The following is a 21,089-nucleotide window of genomic DNA, read 5'->3' as shown; positions in this document are numbered from 1 at the left end:
ATGTCCATCGCGGCGCGTAGGATCCAGGAAACCGGCATGAGGGGAGCCCAGCTGTGAGAAGGCGGACCGGAACCAAGCTGTCGATCGTGGGGGCGGGCGCCGTCGGCACCTCCCTTGCGTACGCCGCACTGATCCGCGGGGCGGCCTCTGAGGTGGCCCTGATGGACATCAACGGGAAGAAGGTGCGCGCCGAGGCGCTGGACCTGGCGCACGGCAGCCAGTTCCTGCCCCGGCGAAGATCGAGGGATCGGCGGACGTCGCCGTCACGGCCGACTCGGACATCGTGGTCATCGCGGCGGGAGCCAAGCAGCAGCCGGGCGAGACGCGGATGGACCTCGCCGAGAAGACCGTCGGCCTCATGGCCAGGATCGTGCCTGGGCTCGTCGAACAGTCGCCCGACGCCGTGTTCCTGCTCGTCACCAACCCCGTCGACGTCACCACCCAGGCCGTGCTGAAGATCTCCGGGTTGCCGGACCAGCAGGTGTTCGGATCTGGCACGGTGCTCGACTCCTCCCGGCTGCGCTGGCTCGTGGCCCAGGAGTGCGAGGTGGCGATGGGCAACGTGCACGCGTACATGTGCGGCGAGCACGGTGACTCCGAGATCCCCTCTGGTCGACCTCCACCATCGGTGGCGTGCCGCTGCGGCAGTGGGAGGAGCAGACGGGGCAGCTCAGCCTCCAGCGTCGCGACGAGATCGCCGAGAAGGTGGTGGGCGCGGCCTACGAGGTGATCGAGGGCAAGGGTGCGACCAACTACGCGATCGGGCTCGCGGGCACCCGGATCATTCAGGCGATCCTCCGCAACGAGCACTCGGTGCTTCCCGTGTCGGCGATGCTGCACGACTGGCACGGCATCTCCGGGGTGTGCATGTCGGTGCCGCAGATCATCGGGCGCGAGGGTGTCGTCAAGCCGCTCGAGTTGCCGGTGTCTGCCCAGGAACTGCTCGGCCTCCAGAACAGCGCCGACCACATCCGGTCGGTGGCGGCCAGGCTCGGGTTCTGAGCCGACGGATCGTTGCGCGGCTCGCCGGGGTCGATCGTGGTGGACCGCTCGGGGGAGGCTCAGGGGTGATCCCGGGGCATCCACCCTTTCGGTTGCGCCGTGTGCAACGCACACTGGTAAGAGAGAACGCGACGAGGAGCCAGCATGAGCGAACAGACCCAGCGACCTGACAACACCGACAACGTCCACGGCGATGCCCCTTCGACGACGCCGAGCGCGTCGAGGAGGTGACCCACACGAGCCGATCGTGGATGCGGACGATGCCCAGGCAACCGAGGCCCATGACCGACTCCAGAAGGCCACCGATGAGCTGAACCAGCTGGGCGACAACCTCGCCAAGGTGGCCGCCGACGCGGCCTACGCCACCATCGGTCTGGTCGGGGTCGTGAGTGACCGCGTCAAGGGGTACTACGAGGAGCAGAAGAAGCAGTACTCCACCGATCACCCGGACCTCACCGAGGAACCCACCGCGAAGCACCTGCTGAGCCAACTCAACGACCAGCTCGACAGCTTCGTCGGTGATCTCGGCAAGGTGTTCCGCGACCTGGTCGACCGGGCAGGGCAAGTGGAAAGGCCGCCGCCGATGGGGCCGCCGATACGGTGGACGACCTGGCAGACACGGCCTCCGATCTCGCCGACGACGTGGTACAGGCCGCGGACGAGGCCGCGGAGGCCGTCCGGGCCGCAGCCGACGATGTCGAGGGCAACCTCGATGCCGAGGACCGCAAGGACTGGTGAGGCCCCTCGGAGGGCCCGGGTGTCACTTTGCGCAACCGCAACGCAGGGTCATGGACCGGGGGTGAGGCCTGGGACAAGCTTGTCTCCACGGGCGGTTGTCACCGCTGCCCGAACCGATGATCTGCAGGGCCGGCCCCCGTCCCGCAGGCGGATCCCAGGTGAACCCCGGATGCGGCCTCCTCGAAACGGGCAGCGGTGGGAGATGGCCGAGCGCCGCTGACGCCGGCCGTCTCACCCCTACACCCTGCGCCGTCGGAGGCCGCATCCGACCCCTGAATTCTCCCGTGCAGCGCCGAAGGGAGGAATTCGGAGGGGAGACGCCGCTGCAGGTACCCGGAGAGCCGCCGGATCTGGTACCAATGACTCCAGGTTGACTCGGCACTGGGGGACGGGAAACCGTGGGGGAACAGGCATTGGCGCCGCGAGGTCGGCTCGGCGAGCCCGATCGACCGCTGAGGCGCTCGGATCTCGTGGTGGACGGCGGCGGCAGGGGAAAGCTGTCGCGCCGTTCGGCGGAGCTTCTGCGTCAGATGGAACTCGAGATCGTCGAACTCGGCAGAGAAACCATGGCCGCGCGGTCCGCGAGGTTCCGGGACTTCTCCATCACGCACGCAAGGCTCCCGCGGTCGAAACAGGTGTGGCACCGGGGTGATCGGACGGGTAGGCGGGCAACCCTGCTGGTGCAACTTCAGGGACGTACCGAGATCGACGGGCCAGGCGGTGGGACGGTCCGTGCCCCGGGCATCCACCTGATCGGTGCCGGAAGCGGTGAAACGGTGCTGCACACGATCGAGCCGCGCAACGAGGTGATCGTCGTCAGACTGTGCCCCGAACGCTTCGCCGACCTGTTGACTGAGACGGGGCTCCCGATTCCCCGGATCATGGATGTGGGGCTTTGAGCCCGATGCTGGCCTTCATCACCAACACCTGCTCCGTGCACGACCTGTCGGCCGCCGCCGCCCGCGCCATTGCGCCAGCCGCCGAACAGGTGGTCCGCAGCCTCCTCGTCGCGGCGCTGGGGACACGAACCCAGGCCGAACCGCTGTTCATGCGGGCCCGGCGCTACATCCTCCAGCACTTCACGGACCCGGGACTGCGGATCGAACAGGTGGCACTGCACCTCGGCGTCTCCGTGCGGACCGTCCAGGCGGAGCTGAAGGAGGGGGACACCAGCTTCAGCCGCCTCCTGCTCGAGGCTAGGGCGCAGGCCGCCCTCGGCATCCTCGCCGAACATCCGGGCATAGCACGGGCCGACCTGGCACGTCGCTCCGGCTTCGGCTCGCTCTCCTCCCTGCAGCGGGCGCTGCGTACGGCCTAGCCGCGGGCGGGCGGCACCCGTGAGACCCATTGTGGGGGCTCCTCCCATGCGGGACACTGGGAGGAGTATTGCTCAAGTATCTGGGGTGCGGATGGGTCTGAGGCGGGCCGCAGGCGGGACGCTCCTGAGGCGTCGCCGATTCGACCAGGTGTGGGACTACCTGCCGCAGCTGGTGGTACTGGTGGCGCTTCCCGGCTGGGGCCGAACCACCCTGATGCGTCAGTGTGAGCGGCGCGTGCTGGATGGCGATCCATCGGTGGAGACGCTGTGGCCGCGGAGCAGACACGAACTGCACCAACGGTTCCGGGCCTGTCGGCCGAGGCCGCGCCCGCCGTCTGGTTCATCGACGACCTGATCCACGGTGCTGACGATCCCCTCTGGCAGGAGATCCGCCTGGCCCTTGCGACGGCACCGTCGCTGAGGCTCATCGTCTCCAGCGAGGATCCGCCGGGATCGGGGCCGGTCGGCGCCCTTGCACCACGCATCCTTGACGAGCGCGACCTCGCCTTCGACCCGGATGAGACGGCCGTCCTCGCCCGTCGGCTGCTGACCGGCCCCAATCCCGACCTCACGGTGATCCCCGAGACCATGGCCGGATGTCCGAGCCTGGTTCACCGGTACCTCGAGCAGGTCCGCGCCGATGCGGCCGGAGGGGTGTGGACGGTGCCGCCCACCGCCCGGAACTGGCGCTGCTGCCGCTGCGGGGCACCTCCCACACAGCGGAACCGCCGGGTGACGGTGGTTTCCGCGCCTGGTTGCTCGCAGCGAGGGGGATGCGGACCTTCACCCGGGATCTCCTGCGGGGTTTCGGGGGCCTGACCGGCGACTGGTTCGCCCGCGCCGGCGCCTATCCGCTGTTCACCGCCGACACCGACGCCGAGGCCGGCGTCGAGGCGCTGTCCTGGACCTCGGGGCATGGGCCGCGCTCAACCGCGTCACCCCGGCCGAGGAACGGGAGGGCGAGTTACGGGAGGGGCTGCGCCGGATCCTCGCATCGGGCAGGCGGGCGATGGGCCTCGGCCCCTGCTGGAGCTCGGTGAAGCGGCCCGCGCCGAGCGCATGGTGCGCGACGATTTCCGGCTGTTCCTCATGTTCACCGACGCCAACGCCGTCGACGCGCTGAACGCCCTGGCCCCGACCCTGCGGAGTGGCCCGCCCTGGCGCTTCTACAGGTGGAACTGGGGCGCGGGCCGAGGCTGGGGCAGGAAGAAGGGACGCGATCTGGCCCGCAGGGCGCTCGCGACGCTGCTCGACCTGAGTCCCTCGTCGTTCGGTGATGAGTCGGCCCGGACGGCGGTCGCCCTCTTCGCGGCCGTGACTGCGGGCGAACGCGACCGCGCCGACCGCCTCGTCGACCACGTGGGCGAACTCCTGGAGGCAGACCAACCCCGGCAACAGGTGACCGACCTGCGACGGACCCGCCGGGTCGGACAGCTGTACCTCGCCTACTGGGCGTGCCTTCAGCTCGACCGACATCAGGATGCCCTCCGGTTCGCGGGCGTGATGGCCGACCTCAGCCTTCCCTCGGACCGGCTCTACGCCCTGGAGCGGGTGAGCCTGATCACGGAACAGGACCTTGCGGGGTTGCGGTCGCTCACCGATGAGGAGGTTGACGACCAGATACCCAGCGACGCTGCGGCCCTCCGCCTGATGGAGGAGGGCAGGGACGCCGATGCGCTCGCCGCGGTGCGGCCCATCTTCGAACGGGGCGCGCCCTCGCAGTCGCGCTCAGCGCTCGACGCGCTCGTCCTCGTGGTCCGCGCTCAGACCGATCCAGCGGGGCTGGGGCGCGACGAGGTGCGCGACGTGGTGCGACGCAGCAGCCGGCTCTGGCGGGGCCACCGCCCGAGCTCCTTCATCGCATGGGCCACGACGGTCGCGGGCTCGATCCCGGTCTCGAGCTGGACCGGGACCCGTTCCCACGGCAACCAGAGGGAGACGGGTTGTTCGACACGCTCACGCGCTGCGCGATCTCCCTGCGTGACGGGAACTACCCGGCCGCCCTCGGGCACTGTGCGGGGCTCGACGCGCAGGGCTTCCCGCGCTTCGAGGTGCTCGCCCACGTCTATGCCGCCGCCGCCCAGATCCGGCTGGAGAACCCCGACGCCGCCCGCGACGAGTTGGCCCTCGGCTGGCGGCAGGTGCCGTCACCGCGCCTCCTCCGCTTCGCCCTGCGTTTCGTCCCAGCCGACATCACCGAACGCCTGGTCCACATCGTCGACACGCAGGAGGACGACCTGCCCCGCCCGCTGCGGGAGGCGCTCGAAGCCGCGGCCGGGATCCCCGACCGGTGACGTGGCAGCAACGGCCTTCTCTGACACCGACCGAGCGGGAGATCCTGACGCTGATGCGACGGGGGCTGAAGAACTCGGAGATCGCCGCCGAGCGGTTCGTGACGCTCGGCACCCTGCGCTCCCAGATCAAGCCGCTGTACCGGAAGTTGGGGGCCTCCGACCGGGCCGCGGCGCTCGAAGCGGCGGCCCGGTTGCGTCTGCTGGGGGAGGGCTGAGGCCGGCGTCAGCCGGCTGCGCGGGTGATCGGGGAAACAGTGTGTCGAGGGTGCCGCGCGTGTACAGCTGCGCCGGCCTGCCCCGTCGATCGTGCTCGTGTGTCCGGTCGGCTCCAGGAACCCCTCGGACCGGGTCACCTTGCGGTGGAAGTTCCTCGGATCCAGCGGGTGCCCCACACGGCCTCGTAGATGCGCCGAAGCTGGCCGACGGTGAACTCGGTCGGGCAGAAGGCCGCGGCAAGGGGGAGTACTCGAGCTTGGCCCGCGCCCGTTCGATGCCGTCCGCGAGGATCGCGTCGTGGTCGAACGCCAGGCTCACGGCGCCCCCTCCAGCTCCTCGACAGGCACCCAGGCAGCGTCCGAAGCGTCCGTCCCGGCCGCCGGCTCGGGGACCTCGGGAACGAGCGCGAGCCAGGCGACGGTCACGGTGCGTCCCCGCGGGTCGCGCCCCGGCTCACCGTAGGTCGCCAACTGCTCGAGATGCACGCCCGCGCCGATCGCGGTCTCCTCGGCGAGTTCACGATAGGCGGCCGCAGTCAGGTCCTCTCCCGGCAGCACGTAGCCTCCTGGCAGCGCCCATTCCCCTCGAAGGGTGGGAATCTGCGTTCGATCAGGAGCGCATGCAGCCGTCCGTCGCGGATGGTGAGAACCACCAGGTCGACCGTGACGAAGAACTTCTGCTGCATGGCGCCACCCTACCGCCCTTATCGTCAGATTGACATTCCTGCGGAACAACCCTTATCGTCAATATCACGATAAGAGTTGAGAGGAGGCCAGCGATGGCCAAGATCACCCGGTTCCCGTTCGTCCGCCACCTGCGCGGCACCGCGACCACCTACACCGAATGCCTCACGAAGGGGCGTCGCACGCAGGCCGGAGTCGGCGCGGGCTTCTGGTTCCGACCACTGACCGCCGCCATCAGCGAGGTACCGGTCGATGACCGGGAGCAGGAGGCGCTCGTCAGGATCCGCACCTCGGACCTCCAGGAGGTCACAGCACCGGCCACCGTCACCTACCGCTTTGCCGAGCCGTCGCAGGCCGCCGCGCGCGTCGACTTCTCGATCGACCCGACGAACGGCCGCTGGCTCGAGTCGCCGCTCGAGACGGTCGGCGCCATGATCCACGGTGCCACGGGCGCCGCGGTGACCGGGACGCTGAGCGGCCGCCCGCTGCGCGAGGTGCTCTCCCTCGACGTGGCCGGGATCGCTGACGGGGCCATCGCCCGGCTCCGCGCCGACGAGCGCTTGACCGCGATCGGGGTGGAGGTGATCGGGGTGCGGTTCTCGCTGCTCCGGCCCGAGCCCGAGGTGGAGCGGGCCCTGCAGCTGCCCGCCCGCGAACAGGTCCAGCAGGAGGCCGACCGGGCGACGTTCGAGCGCCGCGCGCTCGCCGTCGAGAAGGAGGCTGCGATCGGCGAGAACGAGCTGGCCAACCAGATCGAGCTGGCGAGGCGGCAGGAACAGCTCATCGCCCAGAACGGCGCCAACGCCCGCCGTGAGGCCGAGGATGCCGCCGTGGCCGACGCCGTCCGGGTCCGGGCCGAGGCGAGCCGTGCGGCGACCCTTTCGCAGACGAAGGCCGACGCCACCCGGGTGCTGGGGGAGGCAGAGGCCGACGCCGAGGCCGCGAGGCTCGATGCCTACCGGGAGGCCAGCCGGGACGTCCTGCTCGCGCTCGCCCTGCGGGAGCTCGCCGCCAACCTGCCGAAGGTCGAATCCCTGGTGCTGACCCCCGACCTCATCACGGGGATGCTCGGTCGGCTGACCGCTGGCGGGCGGGACTGAGCAGCCATGGCAAGGCCGAGAGCGGTCGTCGTCTACCGGGCGACCGAGATCGAGGGGCTGCTGGCCAGGCACGGCACGCGCGGGCAGGCCGCCTTCGTGATGCGGAGCCGGGGCCGGAGCATCGACGAGCTCGAGGTGCGCCGTGACGCGCAGGCGCAGGCGAGGGCGGCCGTCGCGGCGGCCATCCCCGCCGAGTGGAGGCGGGCCGAGGTCGAGCGGAGCGAGGTGTCCCGGTTCGTCTTCAACCCCGAGGACGTGGTGGTCGTGGTCGGGCAGGACGGGCTGGTGGCAAACGTCGCCAAGTACCTCGACGGCCAGCCTGTGATCGGGATCAACCCCGGCGGCCATGCCGGGGTGCTCGTGCCCCACCGTCCGGACGACTGTGCCCGCCTGCTCGCCACCTCGGCGACGGCGAGCCCGATGCGGCGGACCATGGTGTCGATCCGCACGGACGACGGCCAGCAGCTCACCGCCCTCAACGAGATCTACGTGGGCCAGCCGACTCACCAGTCGGCCAGGTACCTGATGGAGGTGGAGGGGCGGACGGAGCGCCAGACCTCCTCCGGGCTGATCGTCGGCACCGGCACGGGAGCGACCGGCTGGTGTGCATCCCTCCAGCGGGTGATGGACCCGGAGGGACGGCTGCCCGCCCCGACCGACCCGTCACTTGCCTGGTTCGTGCGGGAGGCATGGCCCTCACCGACCACCGGCGTGCGGCTGACGAGCGGCACACTGGGGCCGGCGAGGACCTCGCGCTGATCGTGGAGTCCGACACCCTCGTGGCCTTCGGGGACGGCATCGAGGACGATCACCTGACGCTCGGCCGGGGGCAGCGGGTCGTCATCGGGGCATCGGGCACGGTGCTCCACACCCTCTGACGGCGCCGTCCCCGGCCGGGCCCTTAGGCGTTGGCCAGGGCGTTGACCTTGTCGATGTACTCCTGGACGGCCTCATCCACGGGCTTCTTCCCGTTGAGCATCGGGTTCCAGATCGCCTTCTGCACGTCTCCGGCCTTCGCGCTCCACGGATCGATGAACGCCGTGCCCGACTTGAGGGGTTGTTCATGTCGAGGATGACGGCGTCCATGACCTCGCGGTATCCCGGGTCGGTCTCAGCCTTCTTCTCCATGAACGTGAAGAAGCCGCCCTGCTCGGGGCCGGGGTTGTAGGCGATCGGGGTGATGCCGAGGTTCGCGTACGCCTCAGGGAACGCGGTCTCCACCATGTAGCTCAACGCCTGCCCGCCGGGCGCCGTGACCGGTGCGGGAGCCTTGTCTGTCCAGTAGGCGTGCGGGACATTCGAGCCGACGAGCACCAGGTCGCCGTCCGAGAAGCGGTCCACCGACCCGGCGACCTGCCGGATCCCCTCACCACCCAGGACGAAGGTGAGTTCGATCTCCGGATGCCGGTGATGCACCACGTCGAACTGATTGGACGAGCGTGCGAAGTACGTCCAGGACGAGGCAGCGTCTCTGCTGATCCTCTCGACGATCGTGCGCATCTGGGGAGTGTAGTTCCGGCGCCTCCGCGGTGACCCGCATTCACCGTTTTTCCACTGCGGTCCTTCGGCCACCTCCGGCCAGCGGACCGGCCGGCCGCCACGCCTGTGTCCTCCCGGCATAGGCTGGGGAGGCCCGACAGGAAGGACCCCAGTGAGCGAGCCGATCGAAGAGCACGAACCGCACGCGGACACCATCCCGATCCCCGCCCGGGGTTGCCGAGGCACATCCCGCGGTGGCGGAGGTGGCAGACCAGGAGATCAACTTCGACGAGGCCTTCTACCCGGCGCGGCCTCGGGCGCTGCGGCCCAGGGCGCGGCGGCACGCCTCGTTCACGGGCACGCTCGCCACCCCGTTCGAGCCGGTGGGAACCAACAGGGCCTACGTGGAGTGGCTCGTCAACCACTCGATGCTCGGCGATGCGAAGGCGATCGCCCGGCAGTTGTCGGGGCAGCCCGAGATGTGGGGTCGCGCCTACGCCCGGCCGCACCCCGCGGCGCGGTCGACACCGCATCCGTGTGGTTCACCGCCTACCCGTTGTCGCACATCACGCTCGACGGGGTGTCGTTCCTGGGGCGCTCGGCGCCCACGACCTGTGGGAGGCGTTCGCGGAGATCGGGATCAGGGCGGTCCACACCGGCCCGGTGAAGCTCGCCGGCGGCGTCTCCGGCTGGTCCCGCACGCCGTCGATCGACGGCCACTTCGACCGCATCTCGATGGGGATCGACCCCATGTTCGGCACGGAGGACGAGTACCGCACGATGCAGGGCACCGCAGCGGAACGTGGCGCCACCATCATCGACGACCTCGTGCCCGCCCACACAGGGAAGGGTTCCGACTTCCGGCTCGCGGAGATGAACTACCGCGACTACCCGGGATCTACCACATGATCGACATCCCGCGGGATGCCTGGCACCTCCTCCCGGACGTGCCGGTGGGCCGCGACTCCACCAACCTGAGCGCCGAGGACGAGCGGCGGCTCAAGGACGCCGGCTTCATCATCGGCGAGTTGCAGCGGGTCATCTTCTACGAGCCCGGCGTCAAGGAGACGAACTGGTCGGCCACCGCCGAGGTGCTCGACACGCACGGCGAACCGCACCGGTGGGTGTATCTGCACTACTTCAAGGACGGCCAGCCCTCCATCAACTGGCTCGACCCGACCTTCGCGGGCATGCGGCTGGTGATGGGTGATGCGCTGCACGCGCTGACCGACCTCGGCGCAGGCGGCCTGCGGCTGGACGCCAACGGGTTCCTCGGCGTCGAGCGGGCCAGCGAGGACGACGAGGGCGGACCGGCCTGGTCGGAGGGGCACCCGCTCTCGGTGGCCGCCAACCAGCTGATCGGGTCGATGGTGCGCAAGGTGGGCGGATTCACCTTCCAGGAGCTCAACCTGTCCATGGACGCCATCCGTTCGACGTCGCTCGCCGGCCCCGACCTGTCGTACGACTTCGTCACGCGCCCGGCCTACCAGCATGCGCTGGCCACCGGCGACACGGAGTTCCTGCGCTTGACGCTGGGGAGGCGCTGCGCATCGGCATCGACCAGGGTGCGCTCGTGCACGCCCTGCAGAACCACGATGAACTGACCTATGAGTTGGTGCACTTCGGCACCACCCATCGCGCCGACGCCTACCGGCTGGGGGGCGTCGACTACACCGGCGCCGAACTCGCCGAGCGCATCCGGCACGACCTGCGCAGCGCCATCGCCGGGCCGGCGGCGCCCTACAACGCGATCTTCACGCAGAACGGCATCGCGTCGACCACCGCGTCGGTGATCACCGCATGCCTGGGGATCAGCGACCTGGGCGCCATCACCGACGACGATGTGCGTCGGGTCCGCGACGCCCACCTCCTCCTCGCCGCGTTCAACGCGCTGCAGCCGGGCGTCTTCGCGCTGTCCGGCTGGGACCTGGTGGGGGCCCTGCCCGTCGACCGGGACGACGTCGCCGACCTCATCTCCACCGGCGACACCCGGTGGATCGAGCGCGGGGCGTTCGACCTGATGGGCCGCAATCCCGAGGCCAACCGCTCGGCCTCCGGACTGCCGAGGGCCAGGTCACTGTACGGGTCGCTCCCCGCGCAGCTGGCCGACCCGGGGTCGTTCGCGCGGCGGCTGGCGTCGATGCTGCACCTGCGCGAGGCGCACGGCATCGCCACCGGCACCCTGCTCGAGATCCCGCTGCCTGACGACCCCGCGATCCTCGTGATGGTCAACCGGCTGGCGATCGGGGCCGTGCAGGTCAGCGTGTTCAACTTCTCCGAGCGTGCGGCGGGCACCGTGGTGCGTGCCGCGGCACTCCCGGAGGGGCGACCGTCATCGACCTCGGTACCAGCGAGGTGGTCGGCCGCGTCGAGCCCGTCGACGGCGGGCACCCCGCGCAGGGTGGGTTCCGGGTGGACCTCGGCCCGTTCGCGTTCCAGGCCGTGATCGTCAAGGATTGACCCGGAGCCGACCCCGGCCGCATCCTCTCCGGACAACGGACCGCGGGCCCGTCCTCCAGGAGGACGGGCCCGCGGTCGGGTCAGGCGCCGGGGAGACCCGGTCGACGACTCCGGGTCAGATCATCGGCGTGGTCTGCCAGATGCGCTGCAGGTAGTCGCGCATCGAACGGTCCGAGCTGAAGTAGCCGGTGCGAGCCACGTTGAGGATCGCGGAACGGGTCCATGCGTCCTGGTCGGCGTAACGTTCCTCAACCCTGGCCTGTGCGTCGATGTAGGACTGGAAGTCGGCGAGGGCCATGAACCGGTCCTGGTTGAGCAGGTTGTAGACCACCGAGTCGAAGGCGTGCGGGTCGCCGGCCGAGAACCGGCCAGACAGGATCAGGTCGAGGGCGGCCTTCAGCTGCGGGTTCGACTCGTAGTAGGAGGCCGGGTCGTAACCCTTGGCGCCGAGTGCAGCGACGGCGGGCTCGTCCATGCCGAACAGGAAGAAGTGCTTGTCGCCCACGAGCTGCCGGATCTCGACGTTCGCGCCGTCATCCGTGCCGACCGTCAGCGCGCCGTTGAGGGCGAACTTCATGTTGCCGGTGCCCGAGGCCTCCATGCCGGCGAGCGAGATCTGCTCCGACAGGTCGGCCGCCGGGATCAACTTCTCGGCGAGCGTCACGTTGTAGTTGGCAGGGAAGGCCACCTTGAGACGGCCCTCGAGTGCGGGGTCGTTGTTGACGGTGCGCGCGACCGCGTTGATCAGGTGGATCGTGTCCTTGGCCATCTTGTACCCGGGGCCGCCTTCGCGCCGAAGACGACGGTGCGGGGCGTTAGGTCCGAGGCTGCAAGCTTGCCGGAGATCACCTGCTCGTAGAGCGAGACGATGTGCAGCAGCTTCAGCGACTGGCGCTTGTACTCGTGCAGGCGCTTGACCATCACGTCGAGCAGGTGCCCGTCGGGCAGCTCGATGCCGTCGCGCTTCTTCAGCAGCTCGGTGAGGCGGTGCTTGTTGGCGGCCTTCACCTCGGCGAACGCCTCCTTGAACGCGGGATGTCCGCATAGGGCTCGAGCTCCTTGAGTCGCTCGAGATCGGTCACCCAGCCGGGGCCGATGGCGTCTGTGATGAGGTCGGAGAGCCTCGGGTTGCTGAGCTTGACGAAGCGACGCGGCGTGACGCCGTTGGTCACGTTCGTGAACTTGTCGGGCCACAGCTCGGAGAAGTCGGGCAGTACCTTGTCGCGCAGCAGCTGGGAGTGCAGCGCCGCGACGCCGTTGACCTTGGACGAGGCGACGGTCGCAAGGAAGGCCATCCGAACGCCGCGCTCGGGGTGCTCCGCGATCATCGACATGCGACGGGCCCGGATCTCGTCGCCCGGGAAGGCCCGCGCACCTCGGCCATGAACTGGTCGTTGATCTGATAGATGATCTCGAGGTGGCGCGGCAGCAGGCGGCCGAGCAGCTCGGTCGGCCACACCTCGAGGGCCTCCGGCAGCAGCGTGTGGCACGTGTAGTCGAAGCACCGGCTCGTGACATCCCAGGCCTCGTCCCATTCGAAGCCGTGCTCGTCGATCAGGAGACGCATCAGCTCCGGCACCGCGATCACGGGGTGGGTGTCGTTCAGCTGGTAGGTGATGCGCTCCGGCAGGTTGTGGAGGTCGAAGTCCTGCTCGAGTTCCTGGTCGATGAAGTCGCGCAGCGAACAGGCAACGAAGAAGTACTGCTGCTGGAGGCGCAGCTCCTTGCCCTGCGGCGTCGAGTCCTCGGGGTAGAGAACCTTGGAGATGTTCTCGGCGAAGGTCTGGGCACGCACGGCCTGGGCGTAGTCGCCGGAGTTGAAGATCTGCAGGTCGAACGCCTTGGTGGCCTGGGCAGACCAGAGGCGCAGCGTGTTGACGCGCCCGTTCAGGTAGCCGGGGACCATGTAGTTGTAGGGGACGCCCAGCACGTTCCAGGACGGCACCCAGCGGGTGCGCTCACGGCCCTCGGCGTCGGTGTACTTCTCGGTGCGGCCACCGAAGTTCACCTGGACGGAGGCCTCGGGGTGCGGGAACTCCCACGGCGAGCCGAGGGTGAGCCACGTGTCCGGCTTCTCGACCTGGCGGTCGTCGACGAAGGTCTGTCGGAAAATGCCGTACTCGTAGCGGATGCCGTAGCCGATGCAGGGCACGCTCATGGTGGCCAGCGAGTCGATGAAGCAGGCCGCGAGGCGACCGAGGCCGCCGTTGCCGAGGCCGGGCTCGACCTCCTGCTCGCGGAGGGTCGCAAGGTCGAGGCCGCAGAGCTCGAGGCCCTTCGTGGCGACCTCGTTGAGGTCGGTCGCGAGGAGCGCGTTGTCGAGCTGGCGGCCGAGCAGGTACTCGGCCGACAGGTAGCCGACGGTCTTGACCTTGGCGTCGCGGGTCTTGCGGCCCGTCTCGAGCCACCGCGCCATCAGGTAGTTCTTGACGGTGCTGGCCAGGGCCAGGTACTGGTCGTTGACGCTCGAGCGTGACAGCATCACGCCCTGGTTCGTGTTCAGTTCATGCAGGAACTCGCGGACGAAACCGTCCACCGAGTGGGAGGGCATGCCGACGGGAGCGGTCGCGAGCGGGTGGGTCGGCGTGGCGGCCGGGCCGTAGCTGCGAGGGCTCTGAGGGGTGTCGGTCGGGGCGGATCCCATGGTGTGCTCAATCTCTGGCATGACCCCACAATAATTGGCACGATCCAATTCGGTCCACCCCCCGGCGGGTTGCTGTTGAAACACCTTGTCAGAGCCGTTCGGGCCCGTTTGGGCGTGTCGGGGATCCCAGATGGCCGAAACCAGACGTTTCCGCTCGGCGTAGAAGACAGTGGGTGGTGTCGGAGGGATACGGAACCCTCACCTGGCCGCCGCAGCGCCAAGTCCGGCCCCGCGTCGGTCCCGCACAGATTCCCTCCAACGTAGGAGCATCGAGATGAATCGTCTCACCAGGATCGCGGTCGGGCTCGTGGCCGCGGCCACGGCAGTCACGGGACTCGGCGTCCGGACCGCCGAGGCGGCCGGCCCGTCGGTCTACACGACCCCGGCGGACACATCCAGAACGGCAGACTGTGGAGCACCACCTGCGAGCGGTACTCGTCGGTCGTGGTCCGCTGCCGCACCAAGATCTGGGCCACCCAGGTCGTCATGGTCTCCGGCAGTTACCGCAGCGTCACCGGCTGGCACTTCAACAACCTGACATACCTGCCACAGCCCCGGGCCGCGTGGGGCAGCAACCCGCTCGCCGGGCGCGGCGTCAACGGCGGATCAATCGAGTGGACGTCATCGGGTCGCCGCTGGCGCACGGAGTGCAACACCCGCAGACGGGGCAGGGAGGGTGCCGCTCCTACATCTGGACCGACTACCTCGTGCGGCAGGGAACCCGGTACGTGCGCCGCTCCGGCTACGTGTTCAACAACATCGTGACGTTCTCGTCGTCGTCCATCCCGCCGGTCAGCACCATCCCTGCCCATGTCCTCGACCAGAGCGTGCTGACCGTTGACGGGCTCGGGCCGCTCGGCATCAAGGTCACCCACGACACCACCCTGGCGCAGACGATGACCAACTACTCCAGGTTGGGCTACGTCAAGCCGTTCACAGAGCCGTGCGTGGGCTGGGAGGAGGCTGCGCCGCTCACCACCCGCAAGCTCTTTGTGCTGGGTCTGCCCGACGTCTCTGTGCGTAACACCGTCAACCCGAGCGATCGTGGTGCGAAGGTGGGGATGACGGTCGCCCAGGTGCGGGCGCTGTACGGAGCGTCGTTCAAGGTGGTGGCAAAGCTGAACTACGGGGAGACGCAGTACTTCGGCTCCTACCGGCAGGGCAACCGTGAGATCCAGTTCCGCGTCCTCGGTGGGCCTGACGGCCACGGGGCTACGTGTTCGCGCCCACCCGCCGCTGGTCGACACCGATGTGATCTACGAGATGTCCGCCCAGCGGTACACCACCGACGTGAGTTGGGACGGCTGCTGAGGGGCGTCACGTCAGGGGAGCGGCCAGGCCTCCAGGTCGTACGAGTTCGCCCAGAAGCGCATCTCGTACCAGGTGGCAGCCGCGAACACCTCGGCCATCGCGTCGCGCGTCCCGGCGTCGGCCGCCTCCGCCGCATCGTCCATCAGGGCGATCGCGGTGCGGGTGGCCTCCTGGAAGGCCGGATCGTCGTAGGCGGCGACCCAGGCGCGGTACGGGTGGTCGTCGACGACCGACGCCGTCGCGGCGAGCCGCTGACCCACATCGGCGTAGACCCAGTAACAGGGCAGCACGGCCGCCACCCCGACGGCGTACGGCTCGTACGCGGCCGCTGCCTGCAGCATCGTGACGTAGGCGCGGGTCGTCGGCGAGGCGACCTTGGCGCGCGGCAGCCCCGCCAGGCGGTCGTCGGCGAGGAGGGCGGCGTGCATCTCGAACTCGGCCGCGACCGCGCCGCTGGCCCCGGTCGCCCAGAAGGCGGCCGCCCCGCGTCGGGCGCCCGGGTGGCGAGCATGGCGAGGGCACGGGCGTAGCCGCGCAGGTACAGGTCGTCCTGTGCGAGGTACCCGACGAAGCGGTGCGGTTCGAGCGACCCGTCGGCCAGCCCGGTCAGTAGCGGTAGGGCATCGATCCGGCGGCGCAGATCGACCGTCTCCTTCCACACCCGGGCACTGAATGGCCCATGTTCCAGGTCACTGGTCCTCCAGGTGCCGACGAGGTGGTCGACGGGGCCGTGGCCCGTCTCCGGGCTGCGGCTCAGCGACCATTCCGAAGCAGAGGCGATGGCCCGCAGCAGATAGTCGCGGGCCAGTTCGACGGAGGCCAGCGAGATGCCCGTCTCGACGGTGTCGCCGGCCAGCGCCGCGTACGCGGCGATCGCGGAGCTGAGGGTGCAGCCGGTGCCGTGCGTGTTGCGGGTGTGGATGCGGGGACCGCTCAACAGGGCGACGCCCTCGTCGCTGGCGTGCACGTCAGTCAGTTCCTCACCGGTCAGGTGGCCGCCCTTCAGAAGTGCGGCCCTGGCGCCGAGGCCGCGCAACGCCACCGCCTGGGCGATCAGGTCGTCGGTGTCCCTGGCCGGGGTGGTGCCCAGCAACACAGCCGCCTCGGGGAGTTGGGGGTGATGACATCTGCGAGTCGCATCAGCCGGTTGCGCACCACCGAGACCGCGTCGTCCTCCAGGAGGGCGTCACCCGAGGTGGCGACCATCACCGGATCGAGCACGATCACCCCGAAGTCGGCGCGCCGCTCCTCGATGAGGTCGGCCACGGCGGCGGCGACCTCCGCATTGGACAGCATCCCGAGCTTGGTGGCCGCGACCGGCAGGTCATCGAGAACGGCCGCCACCTGGTCGCGGACCAGCTGGGGATCGACGGGCAGGGCGGCCCGCACCCCCTGGGTGTTCTGCACCGTCAGCCCCGCGAGCGCGGCGGTGCCGTAGACGCCGAGCGCGGTGAACGTCTTGAGATCGGCCTGGATGCCCGCGCCCCGCTGGGGTCGGAGCCGGCGATGGTGAGTGCGATCTTCGGGTTCATTCGGAACTCCACATGGAGAGGAGGGAGGCGGCCGCGGCCCGGGGATCGGGGGCGGTGCAGATGGCGGAGACGACGCAGATGCCGTCGACCCCGGTCGCGATCACGTCGCGGGCGTTGGAGGGGTTGATCCCGCCTATGCCGACGGTCACCGCCCGCCCGCAACCTCGTCGACGATGGCGCGGGCCCCGTCCAGGCCGAGGGCGGGGTCGGTGTCGGTCTTCGTGGGGTGGCCCAGATCGGTGAGAGACCGAGGACGTCGGCGGTGGGAGCGGCCAGTTCGGCCAGCAGCTGCGCCCGGTTCGAGATCGACAGGCCGATCAGCGCGTCGCGACCCAGCCGGGTGCGGGCCTCGCGGACGTCGCCGTCGGACTGCCCCTGGTGGAAGTGGAGTCCGAAGCGCTCGGCGATGGCGAGCCGGTCGTTCACGACGACGGCCGCCCGACGCCCGGTGGCATCGGATGCGCGCTCAACCGCGTCGAGGCAGCCGCGGGTGAGTCGGATGAATGCCTCGTCATCGACGTCCTTGTCGCGCACCTGGATGACCCCTGCACCGCCGAGCACGGCCCGCTCGACGATGCCGGGCACGCGGTCGAGGCCGCCGCTGAGGGTGGTGTCGGTGACGTGGTAGAGCCGCCAGTCGACGCCGGCGGCGAGTCCTGGCGCGGCCTGCATCAGGACCGCTCCACGCCGACGAGGCCCATCATGTCGGCGGGCCTGAGTTCGTGCAACGCATCGATCCACGCGGTGCGGAACGATGCGGGGCCCGTCGTGGTGCGGGCGGCCAGGGTGCCGGCCGCGGCGAAGAGTGCGTGGGCCGCGACCACGGCATCGTGGTCGTCGAGCCCGGCGATGCGGGCGGCGCCGAGGCAGGCCGCCACGGTGGCTCCGAGCGAGCAGCCGGTACCCGTGTTCAGCGGCATCAGGTCGCTCCCGCCGGTGACCCGGGTGACGCGGCCGGGGAGACGATCACGTCGACGGGGCCCGAGACGGCGACCGTCGAGCCGTGACGCCGGGAGAGGTCGACGGCGGTGTCGAGCGCCGCCTCCGCGTCGTCGGTGGAGTCGACGCCGCGGCCGCCGCGGCTGACCCCTGCGAGGCCCAGGATCTCGGACGCGTTGCCGCGGATGGCCGTGGGCGGTGCGCGAGCAGGTCGCGGGCCAGCGCCGTCCGGATGGGGAGGGCGCCGACGGCGACGGGATCGAGCACCCATGGCCGACCGGCTGCCTCCGCTGCGGGGGCGGCGAGGCGCATGCCGCGGTGCTGTTCGGCCGATCCGTTCCCGACATTGATCAGGAGCGCGGACGCGATGCCCGCGAAGATCCCGGCCTCCTCGGGCAGGTCGATCATGGCCGGCGCGGCGCCGATGGCGAGCAGCACGTTGGCGGTGATCTCGGGGACGACGGTGTTGGTCATGCAGTGCACCAACGGTGTGCTGGTCCGGACCTCTTCGAGGACGGCGATGATCGGCTGCATTCTGCTCCCTTCGCTAGCACGACCTAGATCAGGTGTTGCGGGTGTGATCTCAGCCCAACCCTCTGGGGCACCCCGGCGGAGCCAGCCTAGCAGCGTGCGGTCTGGGCCCAGGACGTGGTCGCGGAGGCGTCACCGGACGGAGCGGAGCGGATCAGAGCTCGTCCGGGTCGGCCCTGTTGGCCTGCTCCACGCCCACGACGCCGTCGAGATCCATCAGCTGCGCCATCACATCGCGGGTCGAAGGGCCACCCTGGAAGCGCATCTCGGCCCGGATCACGCGCTGCCCGTCCTCGGAGCGCTGCTTCGTGGTGAGAAGCGTGGTGCGGCATCCGATGGCGGTGGCCTCCTCGAGGATCGTGCGGAGCACACCCTTGCCGTCCTCGTACGTGACGACGACGGTCGACCGGTCGCCCTTCTGGGGAGGATCCGCGCCAGCGGCGGGAACACGACAGCGGAGACGAAGTGCAGCAGCGTGGCGAGGATGGCCAGCGGGATGAGCCCGGAGCCGCAGGCCATGCCGATCGCGGCGGAGAGCCAGATCGATGCGGCCGTCGTGAGGCCGCGGACGACGTCGCGGTTGACGAAGATGAGGCCGGCGCCGAGGAAGCCGATGCCGCTGACGATCTGGGCTGCGATGCGTGACGGGTCGCGGGTGACCTGGTATTCGGCGAGGTAGACGAAGCCCTCCACCGAGATCAGCGTGAACACGCAACTGCCGAGCCCGACGAGGGCGTGGGTCTTGATGCCGGCCGACTTGTGCTGGAACTGGCGCTCCATGCCGATGATCGCGCACAGCACGAAGGCGATCGTTGCCAGGAGAACCTGGACGGGTACCTGCCCCCAGTCGAAGAGCGCACCTGTGCCCACGATGCCTACCTTCCCGATTCATCCCGGCCGCATCCGTGCGGCCCGGACAACTCAACCACGTCGGAGGGCGGGCGGCCGGGTGCCGCGCCGCGGGTCGCTCAGGCGAAGGTCGCGTAGCGCTTGGCGGCCTTGGCCCGTGCCTTGACGGCCTCGACCTCGCGGTCCTTGGGCGGCGCAGTCGTCACGAGGGCCTCGATGAGATGGCCGGTGATGTGGGCGATCTCTTCGACGGCCCGGTTGAAGGCCTCCTCGTTGGCCTTGCTCGGTCTGGTCGTCCCCGAGACTTTCCGCACGTACTGCAGCGCGGCGGCCCGGACCTCGTCACCGGTGGCGGGCGGCTCGAAGTTGTTGAGCGGGTGGATGTTGCGGCACATGCCCGCAAGCATAGGTTCGGGTCGCTCCGATGCCCAAGGGTTTGCCGGTCCGCGGGAACCGACGGGTAGACAGAGTGGGGTCTGAGAGTCGGGACATGGCATGCGCGTACGTGGTGATGTGTTCGGACGGGTCGGCCAGTGGCTGTCGGTTGAGCTGGGCCGGCGGCGGGAACGAGTCGTCGCCCGTGTCGAAACCACGGCGCCTCTTGTCTTCTGCTGTGGTGGGGTCTCTGCACCGAGTCGGGAGTGGTTTCGACAGTCATGCTTTGGGTGGTCCCTCTTTGAGGGGATGATGGTGCCGGAGGGCCTGACTCTGGTTTCGACTGACTTCCGCTGGGATGCCCTTGTCGTGATGTGTCGTCCCTCCGGCACCTACAACACCGCTGTTGGCCTGACTTAATAGGAGCCTGAAACGTCTCGTTTCCCTTGACTGTCCTGTCGACCACCAGCATCCACCAACACCATGGAGGATCTGGATCCATCATGAACCAAACCACCCTCGATTCCAACCGTTGGGCCGGTATCGATTCCCACGCCGACTTCCATCTCATCGTGGTCACCGATAACAACGGTCACCTGCTCGAAGACCGCCACATCCTCACCGATCCCCAGTCGATCGAGGCCGCCACCGTGTGGCTGACCAGCCTGGCGCCGATCGCGATCGGGATCGAGGGAACCTCGTCGTATGGTTCCACCATCACCGCCGTTCTGCTCGGCGCCGGGCACACGATCATGGAGGTCACAGCCGCCAACAAGGTGACCCGTCGACAGCGCGGCAAGTCCGACCTGATCGATGCTCTCCAGGCCGCTGAAGCGATCCGGATCGGGCAGCGTGTCTCCCCGGTCAAGGACCTCTCAAACCTGCCCGACTACGCACTGCATACACTTTCCGGGCTTCGGCGTTGCGTCAGCAGACCCAGGTCGGAAACGAACTCCACGCCGCTGCCCGTGCTCTCCAGATCCCGTGAAGGGCAAGTTGACCCCCGGCAAGGTCACCGCCTTGCAGCAGTACCCGGAACTGTCTCACGCGGCCACCAGATGGCTGCTCCTCCATGACGAAGCCAAGCAGTACACCACGTGGATGCGCCACTGGCTCCAGGCGCTGGCGCCTGAGCTCCTGGCCCGTCGCGGGGTCGGTCCGGTATCGGCCACCCAGCTGATCCTGGCCGCCGGCGCCAACCCCGACAGGCTGGTCAGCGAAAAGGCTCTGGCAGCCCTCAGCGGGGTCGCTCCGATCCCTATCTCTTCTGGCAGGATCCAGGATCGCTACCGCCTTTCTCGGGGCGGAGACAGGACCGCGAACCAGGCCTTCTGGCGAATCGCGTTCCACCGCTACTACGACACGCAGGACCTGCAGACACAGCTCTACAAAGCCAAGCGAACCGCGCTCGGAGACAAACGCCCCACGATCATCCGCCTCCTCAAGCGAGCCATCGTGCGTGAACTGTTCCGCGACCTGCAAACCATCACAAACCGCCTAGCGACCCTTGACAACACATAGGAGCATCACGGCCCGGCGCTTCGCGCGGGGGCCGGCTCAACCGACTGCTGGGGTCGGGTTCCTAGCTGTGGTCGGGCTCCTCTCGGGGACAACACCG

General features: G+C 69.3%; 26 protein-coding genes, 4 pseudogenes and 1 riboswitch. Of the genes and pseudogenes, 15 read left to right on the top strand and 15 right to left on the bottom strand.

What is annotated here, in order from left to right; all coding sequences use genetic code 11:
- Positions 1-53: 53 nt before the first annotated feature.
- From G7085_RS09050 to G7085_RS09030, 5 genes and pseudogenes are all read left to right on the top strand, one after another.
- Positions 54-1,002, top strand: a pseudogene (locus tag G7085_RS09050) (L-lactate dehydrogenase).
- Positions 1,003-1,249: 247 nt separating this feature from the next.
- Positions 1,250-1,960: a hypothetical protein gene (locus G7085_RS09045; protein ID WP_197510713.1), complete on the top strand. Its 711-nt coding sequence runs from the start codon at positions 1,250-1,252 to the stop codon at positions 1,958-1,960.
- 253 nt (positions 1,961-2,213) lie between these two features.
- Positions 2,214-2,639 carry a hypothetical protein gene (locus G7085_RS09040; RefSeq protein WP_197510712.1) on the top strand — a complete coding sequence of 142 codons (426 nt, stop codon included), beginning with the start codon at positions 2,214-2,216 and terminating at the stop codon, positions 2,637-2,639.
- A gap of 5 nt (positions 2,640-2,644) precedes the next feature.
- Complete coding sequence (locus G7085_RS09035; RefSeq protein WP_197510711.1) at positions 2,645-3,058, top strand: helix-turn-helix transcriptional regulator; 414 nt, start codon at positions 2,645-2,647, stop codon at positions 3,056-3,058.
- 267 nt (positions 3,059-3,325) lie between these two features.
- Positions 3,326-3,877, top strand: a complete 552-nt coding sequence (locus G7085_RS09030) for a hypothetical protein (protein ID WP_197510710.1) — start codon at positions 3,326-3,328, stop codon at positions 3,875-3,877.
- Between the two features lie 39 nt (positions 3,878-3,916).
- Here the strand turns inward: G7085_RS09030 and G7085_RS09025 are convergent, their stop codons facing one another.
- Positions 3,917-4,534 (bottom strand): hypothetical protein, encoded by a 618-nt coding sequence (locus tag G7085_RS09025; RefSeq protein WP_197510709.1) that lies wholly within the window; start codon positions 4,532-4,534, stop codon positions 3,917-3,919.
- A gap of 467 nt (positions 4,535-5,001) precedes the next feature.
- Here G7085_RS09025 and G7085_RS09020 point away from each other — a divergent pair, with 467 nt between their 5' ends.
- Together G7085_RS09020 and G7085_RS09015 are read left to right on the top strand one after the other, a co-directional pair.
- Positions 5,002-5,352, top strand: a complete 351-nt coding sequence (locus tag G7085_RS09020) for a hypothetical protein (protein WP_231979357.1) — start codon at positions 5,002-5,004, stop codon at positions 5,350-5,352.
- Entirely contained in the window at positions 5,349-5,567 is a 219-nt protein-coding gene (locus G7085_RS09015; protein ID WP_197510707.1) for a helix-turn-helix domain-containing protein, read from the top strand. Before G7085_RS09020 ends, G7085_RS09015 begins: the two co-directional genes overlap by 4 nt.
- Before the next feature lie 315 nt (positions 5,568-5,882).
- Here G7085_RS09015 and G7085_RS25160 read toward each other — a convergent pair whose 3' ends face one another.
- Complete coding sequence (locus G7085_RS25160; RefSeq protein WP_331715567.1) at positions 5,883-6,125, bottom strand: NUDIX domain-containing protein; 243 nt, start codon at positions 6,123-6,125, stop codon at positions 5,883-5,885.
- Complete coding sequence (locus G7085_RS25155) at positions 6,104-6,253, bottom strand: NUDIX hydrolase (protein ID WP_231979356.1); 150 nt, start codon at positions 6,251-6,253, stop codon at positions 6,104-6,106. Before G7085_RS25155 ends, G7085_RS25160 begins: the two co-directional genes overlap by 22 nt.
- A 93-nt stretch (positions 6,254-6,346) precedes the next feature.
- Here G7085_RS25155 and G7085_RS09005 point away from each other — a divergent pair, with 93 nt between their 5' ends.
- A complete protein-coding gene (locus G7085_RS09005) occupies positions 6,347-7,351 on the top strand; it encodes an SPFH domain-containing protein (RefSeq protein WP_197510706.1) in 1,005 nt (334 codons plus the stop codon).
- A 6-nt stretch (positions 7,352-7,357) separates the two neighbouring features.
- Positions 7,358-8,110, top strand: a complete 753-nt coding sequence (locus G7085_RS09000; protein WP_231979355.1) for a diacylglycerol kinase catalytic domain-containing protein — start codon at positions 7,358-7,360, stop codon at positions 8,108-8,110.
- Positions 8,111-8,191: 81 nt separating this feature from the next.
- Here the strand turns inward: G7085_RS09000 and G7085_RS08995 are convergent, their stop codons facing one another.
- Positions 8,192-8,851 carry a cupin domain-containing protein gene (locus G7085_RS08995; protein WP_197510705.1) on the bottom strand — a complete coding sequence of 220 codons (660 nt, stop codon included), beginning with the start codon at positions 8,849-8,851 and terminating at the stop codon, positions 8,192-8,194.
- 213 nt (positions 8,852-9,064) lie between these two features.
- Here G7085_RS08995 and G7085_RS08990 point away from each other — a divergent pair, with 213 nt between their 5' ends.
- From G7085_RS08990 to G7085_RS08980, 3 genes are read left to right on the top strand one after another with little or no spacing between them, the layout of a single operon-like run.
- On the top strand, positions 9,065-9,739 hold the full coding sequence (locus G7085_RS08990; RefSeq protein WP_197510704.1) for an alpha-amylase family protein: 675 nt from the start codon (positions 9,065-9,067) through the stop codon (positions 9,737-9,739).
- Positions 9,736-10,434 carry a hypothetical protein gene (locus G7085_RS08985; protein WP_197510703.1) on the top strand — a complete coding sequence of 233 codons (699 nt, stop codon included), beginning with the start codon at positions 9,736-9,738 and terminating at the stop codon, positions 10,432-10,434. The genes G7085_RS08990 and G7085_RS08985 overlap by 4 nt, the downstream gene beginning before the upstream one ends.
- On the top strand, positions 10,404-11,276 hold the full coding sequence (locus G7085_RS08980; RefSeq protein ID WP_197510702.1) for a hypothetical protein: 873 nt from the start codon (positions 10,404-10,406) through the stop codon (positions 11,274-11,276). The genes G7085_RS08985 and G7085_RS08980 overlap by 31 nt, the downstream gene beginning before the upstream one ends.
- 129 nt (positions 11,277-11,405) lie before the next feature.
- Here the strand turns inward: G7085_RS08980 and G7085_RS25150 are convergent.
- Positions 11,406-13,706, bottom strand: a pseudogene (locus G7085_RS25150) (glycogen/starch/alpha-glucan phosphorylase).
- A 672-nt stretch (positions 13,707-14,378) separates the two neighbouring features.
- Here G7085_RS25150 and G7085_RS08955 point away from each other — a divergent pair.
- On the top strand, positions 14,379-14,699 hold the full coding sequence (locus tag G7085_RS08955; RefSeq protein WP_197510697.1) for a hypothetical protein: 321 nt from the start codon (positions 14,379-14,381) through the stop codon (positions 14,697-14,699).
- Here G7085_RS08955 and G7085_RS30000 read toward each other — a convergent pair.
- The 10 genes and pseudogenes from G7085_RS30000 to G7085_RS08915 form a co-directional block, all read right to left on the bottom strand.
- Positions 14,677-14,805 carry a hypothetical protein gene (locus G7085_RS30000; RefSeq protein ID WP_269451820.1) on the bottom strand — a complete coding sequence of 43 codons (129 nt, stop codon included), beginning with the start codon at positions 14,803-14,805 and terminating at the stop codon, positions 14,677-14,679. The two genes, G7085_RS08955 and G7085_RS30000, sit on opposite strands and share 23 nt — an antisense overlap.
- A gap of 451 nt (positions 14,806-15,256) precedes the next feature.
- Positions 15,257-15,586 (bottom strand): thiaminase II/PqqC family protein, encoded by a 330-nt coding sequence (locus G7085_RS29995; protein WP_269451819.1) that lies wholly within the window; start codon positions 15,584-15,586, stop codon positions 15,257-15,259.
- A 158-nt stretch (positions 15,587-15,744) separates the two neighbouring features.
- Positions 15,745-16,721, bottom strand: a pseudogene (gene thiD, locus G7085_RS08945) (bifunctional hydroxymethylpyrimidine kinase/phosphomethylpyrimidine kinase); the annotation flags it as partial.
- Positions 16,655-17,449, bottom strand: a complete 795-nt coding sequence (locus tag G7085_RS36250; RefSeq protein WP_231979354.1) for a thiamine phosphate synthase — start codon at positions 17,447-17,449, stop codon at positions 16,655-16,657. The pseudogene thiD and the gene G7085_RS36250, both read right to left, overlap by 67 nt.
- Positions 17,449-17,697 carry a hydroxyethylthiazole kinase gene (locus G7085_RS29990; RefSeq protein WP_197510694.1) on the bottom strand — a complete coding sequence of 83 codons (249 nt, stop codon included), beginning with the start codon at positions 17,695-17,697 and terminating at the stop codon, positions 17,449-17,451. Before G7085_RS29990 ends, G7085_RS36250 begins: the two co-directional genes overlap by 1 nt.
- Positions 17,697-17,987, bottom strand: a complete 291-nt coding sequence (locus G7085_RS34605) for a hydroxyethylthiazole kinase (protein ID WP_408647197.1) — start codon at positions 17,985-17,987, stop codon at positions 17,697-17,699. Before G7085_RS34605 ends, G7085_RS29990 begins: the two co-directional genes overlap by 1 nt.
- Positions 17,978-18,190 (bottom strand): annotated as a pseudogene (locus G7085_RS34600) (hydroxyethylthiazole kinase); the annotation flags it as partial. The gene G7085_RS34605 and the pseudogene G7085_RS34600, both read right to left, overlap by 10 nt.
- Before the next feature lie 48 nt (positions 18,191-18,238).
- A riboswitch (TPP riboswitch) is annotated at positions 18,239-18,335 on the bottom strand.
- Between the two features lie 66 nt (positions 18,336-18,401).
- Positions 18,402-18,527, bottom strand: a complete 126-nt coding sequence (locus G7085_RS29980) for a hypothetical protein (protein ID WP_269451818.1) — start codon at positions 18,525-18,527, stop codon at positions 18,402-18,404.
- Positions 18,524-19,117 (bottom strand): MgtC/SapB family protein, encoded by a 594-nt coding sequence (locus G7085_RS08920; RefSeq protein ID WP_197510692.1) that lies wholly within the window; start codon positions 19,115-19,117, stop codon positions 18,524-18,526. Before G7085_RS08920 ends, G7085_RS29980 begins: the two co-directional genes overlap by 4 nt.
- 98 nt (positions 19,118-19,215) lie before the next feature.
- A complete protein-coding gene (locus tag G7085_RS08915) occupies positions 19,216-19,491 on the bottom strand; it encodes a DUF2277 domain-containing protein (RefSeq protein ID WP_197510691.1) in 276 nt (91 codons plus the stop codon).
- Positions 19,492-19,974: 483 nt separating this feature from the next.
- Here G7085_RS08915 and G7085_RS08910 point away from each other — a divergent pair, with 483 nt between their 5' ends.
- The gene (locus tag G7085_RS08910) at positions 19,975-20,547 is read left to right on the top strand and encodes an IS110 family transposase (RefSeq protein WP_231979353.1); all 573 of its coding nucleotides are present in this window, start codon (positions 19,975-19,977) and stop codon (positions 20,545-20,547) included.
- A complete protein-coding gene (locus tag G7085_RS08905) occupies positions 20,492-20,992 on the top strand; it encodes a transposase (RefSeq protein ID WP_197510689.1) in 501 nt (166 codons plus the stop codon). Before G7085_RS08910 ends, G7085_RS08905 begins: the two co-directional genes overlap by 56 nt.
- Positions 20,993-21,089: the final 97 nt, after the last annotated feature.

The organism is Tessaracoccus coleopterorum (assembly GCF_011174705.1).
In the GTDB taxonomy this organism is placed as follows: domain Bacteria; phylum Actinomycetota; class Actinomycetes; order Propionibacteriales; family Propionibacteriaceae; genus Arachnia; species Arachnia coleopterorum.
This window is presented reverse-complemented; position numbering and strand designations above follow the sequence as displayed.

Coding starts and splice junctions, on each gene's coding strand:
- G7085_RS09025 (WP_197510709.1), bottom strand. CDS start 4,534: ATGTCGGTCGAGCTGAAGGCACGCCCAGTAGGCGAGGTACAGCTGTCC.
- G7085_RS25155 (WP_231979356.1), bottom strand. CDS start 6,253: ATGCAGCAGAAGTTCTTCGTCACGGTCGACCTGGTGGTTCTCACCATC.
- G7085_RS34605 (WP_408647197.1), bottom strand. CDS start 17,987: ATGGGTGCTCGATCCCGTCGCCGTCGGCGCCCTCCCCATCCGGACGGC.
- G7085_RS36250 (WP_231979354.1), bottom strand. CDS start 17,449: ATGCAGGCCGCGCCAGGACTCGCCGCCGGCGTCGACTGGCGGCTCTAC.
- G7085_RS08915 (WP_197510691.1), bottom strand. CDS start 19,491: ATGTGCCGCAACATCCACCCGCTCAACAACTTCGAGCCGCCCGCCACC.
- G7085_RS29990 (WP_197510694.1), bottom strand. CDS start 17,697: ATGCCGCTGAACACGGGTACCGGCTGCTCGCTCGGAGCCACCGTGGCG.
- G7085_RS29995 (WP_269451819.1), bottom strand. CDS start 15,586: ATGCTGCAGGCAGCGGCCGCGTACGAGCCGTACGCCGTCGGGGTGGCG.
- G7085_RS09000 (WP_231979355.1), top strand. CDS start 7,358: ATGGCAAGGCCGAGAGCGGTCGTCGTCTACCGGGCGACCGAGATCGAG.
- G7085_RS09005 (WP_197510706.1), top strand. CDS start 6,347: ATGGCCAAGATCACCCGGTTCCCGTTCGTCCGCCACCTGCGCGGCACC.
- G7085_RS08985 (WP_197510703.1), top strand. CDS start 9,736: ATGATCGACATCCCGCGGGATGCCTGGCACCTCCTCCCGGACGTGCCG.
- G7085_RS08995 (WP_197510705.1), bottom strand. CDS start 8,851: ATGCGCACGATCGTCGAGAGGATCAGCAGAGACGCTGCCTCGTCCTGG.
- G7085_RS09035 (WP_197510711.1), top strand. CDS start 2,645: ATGCTGGCCTTCATCACCAACACCTGCTCCGTGCACGACCTGTCGGCC.
- G7085_RS08910 (WP_231979353.1), top strand. CDS start 19,975: ATGAACCAAACCACCCTCGATTCCAACCGTTGGGCCGGTATCGATTCC.